The sequence below is a fragment of the Gottfriedia sp. ABJ_BB2_2 genome (genome assembly GCF_055484705.1).
In genome coordinates, this window is the sequence record NZ_JBVFKR010000008.1 from 146,137 (window position 1) to 154,318 (window position 8,182).

General features: G+C 29.7%; 12 protein-coding genes. 7 read left to right on the forward strand and 5 right to left on the reverse strand.

The features are described 5' to 3' along the window. Positions 1–221 precede the first annotated feature (221 nt). Positions 222–1,325 carry a histidine kinase N-terminal domain-containing protein gene (locus ACX6U0_RS16755; RefSeq protein ID WP_464961019.1) on the forward strand — a complete coding sequence of 368 codons (1,104 nt, stop codon included), beginning with the start codon at positions 222–224 and terminating at the stop codon, positions 1,323–1,325. A gap of 27 nt (positions 1,326–1,352) precedes the next feature. Here the strand turns inward: ACX6U0_RS16755 and ACX6U0_RS16760 are convergent, their stop codons facing one another. The 4 genes from ACX6U0_RS16760 to ACX6U0_RS16775 form a co-directional block, all read right to left on the reverse strand. After that, on the reverse strand, positions 1,353–2,117 hold the full coding sequence (locus ACX6U0_RS16760; RefSeq protein WP_464961020.1) for a DUF4397 domain-containing protein: 765 nt from the start codon (positions 2,115–2,117) through the stop codon (positions 1,353–1,355). A 349-nt stretch (positions 2,118–2,466) separates the two neighbouring features. Beyond that, entirely contained in the window at positions 2,467–3,615 is a 1,149-nt protein-coding gene (locus ACX6U0_RS16765) for a tyrosine-type recombinase/integrase (RefSeq protein WP_464961021.1), read from the reverse strand. Between the two features lie 50 nt (positions 3,616–3,665). Beyond that, entirely contained in the window at positions 3,666–4,127 is a 462-nt protein-coding gene (locus ACX6U0_RS16770) for an ImmA/IrrE family metallo-endopeptidase (protein WP_464961022.1), read from the reverse strand. A 14-nt stretch (positions 4,128–4,141) separates the two neighbouring features. Next, complete coding sequence (locus ACX6U0_RS16775) at positions 4,142–4,483, reverse strand: helix-turn-helix transcriptional regulator (RefSeq protein ID WP_464961023.1); 342 nt, start codon at positions 4,481–4,483, stop codon at positions 4,142–4,144. A gap of 146 nt (positions 4,484–4,629) precedes the next feature. On the opposite strand from ACX6U0_RS16775, the gene ACX6U0_RS16780 reads away from it, so the two are divergent. Both ACX6U0_RS16780 and ACX6U0_RS16785 read left to right on the forward strand, forming a co-directional pair. Further along, positions 4,630–4,866 (forward strand): helix-turn-helix transcriptional regulator, encoded by a 237-nt coding sequence (locus tag ACX6U0_RS16780; RefSeq protein WP_464961024.1) that lies wholly within the window; start codon positions 4,630–4,632, stop codon positions 4,864–4,866. A gap of 25 nt (positions 4,867–4,891) precedes the next feature. Then, positions 4,892–5,164: a hypothetical protein gene (locus tag ACX6U0_RS16785; RefSeq protein WP_464961025.1), complete on the forward strand. Its 273-nt coding sequence runs from the start codon at positions 4,892–4,894 to the stop codon at positions 5,162–5,164. Positions 5,165–5,282: 118 nt separating this feature from the next. Here the strand turns inward: ACX6U0_RS16785 and ACX6U0_RS16790 are convergent, their stop codons facing one another. Next, positions 5,283–5,492 (reverse strand): KTSC domain-containing protein, encoded by a 210-nt coding sequence (locus ACX6U0_RS16790; protein WP_464961026.1) that lies wholly within the window; start codon positions 5,490–5,492, stop codon positions 5,283–5,285. Between the two features lie 65 nt (positions 5,493–5,557). Between ACX6U0_RS16790 and ACX6U0_RS16795 the strand changes: the two genes are divergently transcribed. The 4 genes from ACX6U0_RS16795 to ACX6U0_RS16810 all read left to right on the forward strand — a co-directional run. Continuing rightward, complete coding sequence (locus ACX6U0_RS16795; RefSeq protein WP_464961027.1) at positions 5,558–6,229, forward strand: Rha family transcriptional regulator; 672 nt, start codon at positions 5,558–5,560, stop codon at positions 6,227–6,229. A gap of 275 nt (positions 6,230–6,504) precedes the next feature. Next, entirely contained in the window at positions 6,505–7,434 is a 930-nt protein-coding gene (locus ACX6U0_RS16800; RefSeq protein ID WP_464961028.1) for a DnaD domain-containing protein, read from the forward strand. 192 nt (positions 7,435–7,626) lie between these two features. Next, on the forward strand, positions 7,627–7,827 hold the full coding sequence (locus ACX6U0_RS16805; RefSeq protein WP_464961029.1) for an XtrA/YqaO family protein: 201 nt from the start codon (positions 7,627–7,629) through the stop codon (positions 7,825–7,827). Beyond that, the coding region (locus tag ACX6U0_RS16810; RefSeq protein ID WP_464961030.1) for a hypothetical protein at positions 7,824–8,182 on the forward strand (359 nt) is incomplete at its 3' end. The genes ACX6U0_RS16805 and ACX6U0_RS16810, both read left to right, overlap by 4 nt.

Sequence of the window (8,182 nt, forward strand, 5' to 3'; positions counted from 1 at the left end):
GTATCGTATTCTCCCTTGTTCATTATTGACAATTTTGTATATATTTAATGGATAAAAAGTATGATAAAATCAGTGATATATTATAAAAATATGTAATATTATCGCATAAGAATACAACCATATTACTAATTCGACATTTTTTGTAATTTTTGCTTAACGAATTTTTAAAAATTTGTTACTATTTAATTAATAATGTATTTACGGAGGTGTTCCTTATTGATATGACAATTGAAAGTAGGTATAGTTCATTTATTAAAGAAAATATGCCTACACTAGTAAAAAATTGGGTCTCAGAAGCGTTGATTAGCGATCATGATCCCTTTAAATCTGAAATTATCATTAATGGAACAAAATTGATTGATTTCACTTTATTATTTTTAGAAGCTAAGATTGATGAAGATCAAATTCAAGATTTGTCCTATAAAATTGCTGAAGAACGAGCCCAAGCAATCGCGAATATAGGTGAATTTGTATATAATTCGAATTTGGGAAGAAGTGAATTATTCAAACACTTAGCAGCCTTTGGTGAGAAAATTGGAGAAGTTCAGCCTTTAATTGATAAAATCAATTACGTATTTGATCAATTTATTTATTATACTGTTAAAAGATATTCATACATAATTACTCAGGATATTGAAGAAAAAAAACAATTTATAGATGAGACACATAAGGAAAGACTCACAATTCTAGGACAAATGTCGGCTAGCTTTGTACATGAGTTTAGGAATCCGTTAACGTCAATCATTGGCTTTGTTAAGCTATTACGAGTAGATCATCCACAATTAAAGTATTTAGATATTATTGACCATGAATTACATCAATTGAATTTCCGAATTGATCAATTTCTTCATGTTTCAAAAAAAGAACATGATCAAGTAGTAGAATACTTCTTGATAAATGATCTTTTCAAAGATATAACAGAGTTTTTATACCCAAGTATTGTGAATTCTAATGTTGTATTACAAGAAGGGTTAACACAAACTATTTATATTCCAGGTTTTAGAAATGAATTGCGTCAAGTATTATTAAACATTTTTATGAATTCAATCGATGCTTTGTCTGAAAATAAAGGTCAAAAAATTATTCAATATCAAGTAGCAGACATTGGAGATAAAGTAGTTATTCAAATTCGTAATAATGGTCCTAAAATAAATGAAGAAAATATAGTAACAATATTTGAACCATTTGTAACCACGAAAAATCATGGTACAGGTATTGGATTATTTGTATGTAAGCAAATCATCGAAAAACATGAAGGCGAAATAAAATGTTTATCAGATGATCAATGGACTACATTTTACATTACTTTGCCAAAGAGACCATAAAAAAACTCGGTATTTAACCGAGTTTTTTTATTTTAGTATCATTACATCAAAAGTATGGTCCTCATTTATCAATCCGATTGAGATAATATCATAAATCTTATTTTTTTGAAATTTTGATTTGTATAAAGGATATAGGATTGATTTAGTACCAGATAAGCGAAGCTCCAAATTAACTGCCATTGGTGTTAACACAAGATATTCTGAGGATTGTTTGAAGGATACATTTGAAAATACTACATCACCTTCACCTTGTTTCACTGCTAAATCAAGGTTTGGAGCTGTGTTAGCAAGATGAATAAAACGAATTTTTGTTTCATTAACTGGTAAATATGGGTCATCGACAATTTGTAAAATGGTTAACTGGTTAAATTGACTTGTCACTGCAATGGTGTAGTAAAGAGAATTTTCAAGAAAAATTATTTCAGTTTGTAAAGGTTGTATTAGATTATGTGAATCATAAACATCAATTTGGTGATTCCCTGATGAAAGTTCGATATAGTCTGAGGCGTTTTTATAAGATAAATGCGTAATTTGTATTCCATCAAGATAGATATGAAACGGAGACATAGTTGGAACAACATTCAACAATCTGACAAACGACTTTTGTTTTATTTTCGTCACATCAATTCCGTCAGTTTTCTGTATAGTTGAAGCGTTAATTTTTTGAACAAAATTGGTATGTTTATCATAATATTGATGTAAAAAGTTAGTTAAAAGGTGTTGAAAGTCAGTAGATTGCTCATTTTTTATTGAAATAAATGAATCATTTTCTTGCTGTTTACCTTCATTCAAAATGATACCTCCCTTTATAGCCCTCGCATGTAAAATCCTATTCAATAACGAGAAAATTATGAATTATTTTATATTTGTTTTTATGAAAATAGTCATTGATTTTTATAGTTATAATTTAATAGAATACTTTTAATATAGTTTTTTACCGACAACTAAATATTAGCTAATTAAGTTCTAACACAGATTGTTTTTAGGTGTTTCTTAATGCGCTCGTATAATTTTGGAAATAAACGGTCCAAGAGTTTCTACCAAACTCTTGGACCGTTCTATTAAAGCCTTATATAGTAAGGGTTTATTAGATTAATTTAAAAAACTCCCCCAAATTCTCCCCCAGAATAGAATAAATCCTTTATTCCCCAATTGCTTTTAGAAAAGCTAATACTGCCTCGCTTTCCATTTCTTTTAGAGAATGCCCGTAAACGCTTAAAATCGTTTTTGGGGTATTTCCTAAACGATCAGCTATTATTTTTATAGGAATTCTTTCTCGCATTAAAATAGTGGCATGTGAATGTCTTAATCCATGTGGTGTAATTCTTTTGATTTTTGCTTTTTTAGATATACGATCAACAGCGTAGGTTACAACATCATCAGAAAGAGGGGATGCATACTGTGAAATGAAAATAAAGTCATCTTGTTTTAGATGTTTTCCATTTTGGAACATAATTTGTTTACACCAATTATGATATTGTTTCAATTGTTCGATTACTTTTTCATCAATTAGAATTGTTCTATAACTGTTTTTAGTTTTTGGTGTACGAATACTATTATTATCTCTAGTCCTTTCAACTGTGACTGTTTTACTATCGAAATCAATATTGGCCCAATATAAGCCTAAAGCTTCTCCACGTCGTAAGCCAGTAAAAGCAAGTAATAAAATTAAAGTGTAATAATGTATAGGTTCATATTCTTTTGCAGTTTTTAAAAAAATCCTCAATTCCTCTGGAGTGAGGAAGTTTTCATTTATAGATTCATTATCATTAGGGATAGAAATTTTTGTAAGGCGATTTCTTGGGATAATTTCATTATCTACTGCAGCATTAATAATTGTTCTAAAATGTTGATGAAAGAGACGAACAGAACCAGGAGAATGCGATTCAGATAACTTGTTAATAAATTCTCGCTTATAAGTAGTTTTATCAAGTTGTGAAAGCTTATGTGGTCCTAGGAGAGGTTTAATATGGTTTTTAATAACAGATTCTTTACGTTTTCTAGTTGGTTCTTTCCAATCATCTTTATGTGTTTCAAACCATATATCAATCCACTCAGAAACAGTCATATTTGAATTCTCGATAAATTTTGTATCTCCGTTAATTATCGAAGTCTTTACTTCCAACAGAGCCCTAAATGCGTCATTTTCTTTTTTGAAACCCTGTTTAGATTTCTCTTTCCTGTTGCCAAGTGCGTCATAATATCGATAACGGTAACACCAAAACTTCTCGTTCTTTTTATTAAAGTAATAAAATAGGTCATTATCTTTTTTTGATTTATATAGTTTCATTTTTATTTTTCCCTTCATTACATGGACAGATGTTATAAGGGTGAAATCTATTAATCAATAAAAAATTCTAAAACTCCTAATGGATCAAAATAGAGTGTGAAATCTTCAATTGTTGTGTGTAATCCATATTCTTCTTGATATCTAATTAAAGCATCCTGCAAAAACTCCTCAGTTACGTTTAAAAACTGGGCTAATTCGTAGCGATTTCTAACACCACTTTTATGTGCTTGCACAATTTTAGTAAGTGGTACTAATTTTTTATAAGCCCAAGTTCTAGCTCTAGTTTCTTGTTTACGATTAAGAAGATTACTTTGATCTAAAATGTCTCCACTTGATGTATGATAATGTCCAAGTTCTTCAGCTAAAACACAATTTTTTTCTTCTGTACCCATCTGATTGTTAATCCAAATAATATTATCACTGTATAACCCTTTAATAGATGGGGTCAACTTTTTTTCATATACATCAACTGATTGTGAATCAGCTTCAATAAGGAGAGTTTCATACTTCATAATTATTGCTCCAATTATTTATTTCTTTTCGCTTTCACAAATTCTTTAAATCTTTTGATTTCCTCTAATTCTTCATCTGACCATTCTTCACCATCATGATGTGCAGCGATTGTTTCAATAGTTTTATTATCCTCTTTTTTTCTAGGTGGAAAAAAATCATCTACAGATTTATTAAATAAGCTAGCTAGACCGAATAGAACATCTTGATTAGCAGCTCTATCTCCTGATTCATATCTGCTAATAGTTTGTCTTGTTGTATTAAGAAATAGAGCAATGTCATTTTGAGTTATTTTTTTTTCTTCTCTAAATTCTTTTATTTTAGCTCCTATATATTTTTGAAGGTCTTTTCCTTCCATTACCGTATCACCTTTTCCTAATTAATTAAGTTGATAATAACATATAAATCTCCAATTCGGTAACTTTTTATACGATTTCATAAAAAAATATGTTTACAAGTTACCAAATTGGTGCTATCCTTGTGTTCAAGAAGGAGGGTTCCTACATGCAGTTATTTCTTTACAAATTAAGAAAACAACATAAATTAACTCAAATGGAAATGGCTAATATTCTTAAGATTAGTTCAAATACATATGGAGCAAAAGAAAGAGGTGAATATGAGTTTACACAAGATGAGATGTTTCTTTTAGCTGATTATTTTTGTAAAAAGATAGATGATATTTTTTTACCTAGATGTTACCAAAATGGAAACATTGATGAGCGTTTGTTACCGAATGTGTAACGGTTATTGGATGGAGGATACATGAATGAATATTGCACAAATCAATATAGATGTGAATCAAGAGGAAGTAAGAAAGTACATAAACGAAAAGATTGATGAAGCAATTAGACAAAGTTTTTTTACATGGGATATTGAAGAAATGGCAAAGCGAACTTGCATGAGTAAATCATTTTTAGAAAACGAGTTTTTAAGAGATCCACGAATGAAGTTACTTGAAAGGAGGAAAGAGAAGGGAAAGAGATTTTGGTTTTACGAGCAGAGTTTGCAAGCTATGAAACAGATTATGGATGAATGGTAAAAATACACGTGGACAGATGTTTTGGGGTATGTAGGTATAAGATTAAAAGAATGATAGAAAAAATCAACCTCTATTTAAGATGAGGTTGATTTGGTGGAACATTAAATAAGTATTTATTCTAGAATAGTTTACTATACTGATATGAATTTTTAATAAACAAATGATGATATCGTCCTTTTGAAGGTGCATTTAGTAAACCTTCATAAACGCTTTCTGGCACATTGTAATATACATAATTTCCAGAGTGGAAGTTAATATATAAAGCTTTTCCTTTTGTGTCATAGCCAATAGAAAGTAAATTTGAAGAACTTACAGGAATCATTATCATTTAATCACCTCCTTCAATTAGAGATATTCGATTAGACTATTAAAAAACATTGGGAGTGAAGAAATATGAAAAAATTACAGATTTTAAATAATAATGGAATTTTCGTAGTTAGTAGTTTAGAAGTTGCTGAAATGATAGGGAAACGCCATTCGGATCTGACAAGAGATATTGCTAAATATGACCAAATTTTACTCAACGCAAATTTGCGTTCAGTGGAATTTTTCTTAGAAAGTTCATACAAAGATACAAGTGGTAAAAACAATAAACAATATTTACTAACCAAAAAAGGATGCGACATGGTAGCAAATAAAATGACTGGAGAAAAAGGGATACTTTTCACTGCAGCATATGTAGAACAATTTCATGAAATGGAAAAAAAACTCACTCAACCTAAGGTTTTATCACAAAAAGAACAACTAATGGCAAGTATGAGGCTTTCACTTGAAAATAGTGAAGAAGTCGCAGAACTAAAGTTTGAAGTACATCAGATAAAAAATATGGTTACTGAACAAATTACCATCGATTATGGTGAGCAACGTAAGTTTCAAAAACTTGTAGCAAGAAGAATTTACTCGTTAGCAGATCAATCAAGTGAAAGATCATCGCTATTTAGAGAGTTGCATAAAGAAATTAAAGATCGTTTCGGTGTAGCGAGCTATAAGGATATTAAACGCAAGGATTTTGAAAATGCAATTAAGTATATTGGTGCTTGGATTCCAAAGAAAGTAGCATCATGAAAAACTATGTAAGTGTGAGGAAAGGGGAATTAATTATAAGATTTATAGATTAGAAGATTTCATCAAAATACCAGGATTAATATAACCACAAAAAAAATAGCTAACCAAAAGGTCAGCATATTCCAAGTCTCGATAACTTGATTATATGTACTGACTACTACGGTTTGCAAGTGGAGATTTTATTTTAAAGAATTTAACTGAATTTAAGCGGTATAGTGTCCGCTGTACTCCTTAGGAAGATTGGATGCCGATTAAAGCTAATATAGGAGGTACATATGTTAGGGTGGATAAAACTTTATAGATCAATTTTAGATAAAGCAATTTGGTTAGAATCAACTCCAGAGCAAAAAGTTATACTCATTACTCTACTCATGATGGCTAACCATGAAGGAAAAGAATGGGAGTGGAAAGGTAATCGATTTAGTGCCGCACCTGGTCAATTTGTGACGAGTCTGCCATCATTAGTAAACAAATGTGGGAAAAATATTACAACGCAGATTATTAGGACAGCATTAAAAAGATTTGTGAAATTTGAATTTCTAACAGATGAATCAACAAAGACTGGAAGACTTATAACTATTGTGAATTGGGGATATTATCAATCTAGTGAACAACAAATTAACAAACTATCTAACAGTCAGGTAACAGTCAATCAACAGACACATAACAGTCAGCTAACACCTAACAAGAATGATAAGAATGATAAGAATGAAAGAAATAGAAATAATAATAATAGTCATTCAGAAACTCCTTCAGATTTTAAAGAAAATAATATTTCAGAGAAAATATTCCAAAATGCATTTAATTTTTATGAACAAAATTTTGGAATGATTAATAGCTTTATAGCTCAAGAGATAGAGCATTGGGCCACTGATTTAAATGAAGGAGTAGTAATAGAAGCTATGAAAAGAGCTTTAGAACAACAGAAGAAATGGAGTTATGCCAAACGTATTTTATTTAATTGGGTAAATAAAAATGTTAAAACAGTTAACGATGTACTGGCTTTGGATGAGGAATTTGAAAATCGGAAAAAAAACAGAACGCCTCAAAATTTTAACAGACATATTAGACAAGAAATTGTTCCAGATTGGCTTCAGGAACAAAAAATTAAATTACCTGAGGATTCAAAAAAAGTTGAAATTGATCGGAAAAGATTAGAGCAAGAGTTGCTAATGTTTCAAAGGAAAAAGGAAGTGAACGTGTGACTGAATGTATTGAAAAACATGTATTACAATATGCTGAATTATAACGACTACTCATAAAAGAAATCAATATGTTACTAATAGATAATCAGCAAAAAGAAGCAATTATACTAACGCAAGCAAAGACCATTAAATTAACAAATAATTTACATGAACAGTCGGAGTGCTAAATGAAGTTTATAACGGAGGCATTGTATGCGATTGGTTGATTTAGAGATAAATAAAGAAATTATGAATCTTGAGATAGATTTACTTGAAAATAATGGCAATTTTGCCGTAATAGTAAGTGGTGGAAAAGCTAAACTAACAAGATTACCTGAACATGGAGAAACAAAGATAGTTACTCATCAAGGCAAGGTAAAACGTGTTAAGTTTGATGAGGGGGAAGAGTTTTGAGGAAAAGTAAGTTACAGAAAATTCAAAAGGAGAGTAGAAATACCTTAAGTTATCTGAAGAAAATGGAAAAGCATTTATTTAATGGTAAAAAATTAAAATCTTTTTATGAAAGAAAACATTTTAGAGGATATATAAAAGAAAACCATTCTGAAGATGAAATTAATTTAATGATTAACGATATAGAAGCTGAATCAAATACAAGTAATGAATTTTATAAGATGCTATTTACGGTAGTTACACCTCTATTTATTTCATTTTTTTCATTTGTTTCTGCAGTTACGATTTTCTTTTTTAATTCTAATATTACTTTACTTGGTTTATTAAAAGAATTGAACAATCTTAAAGAATATAAACC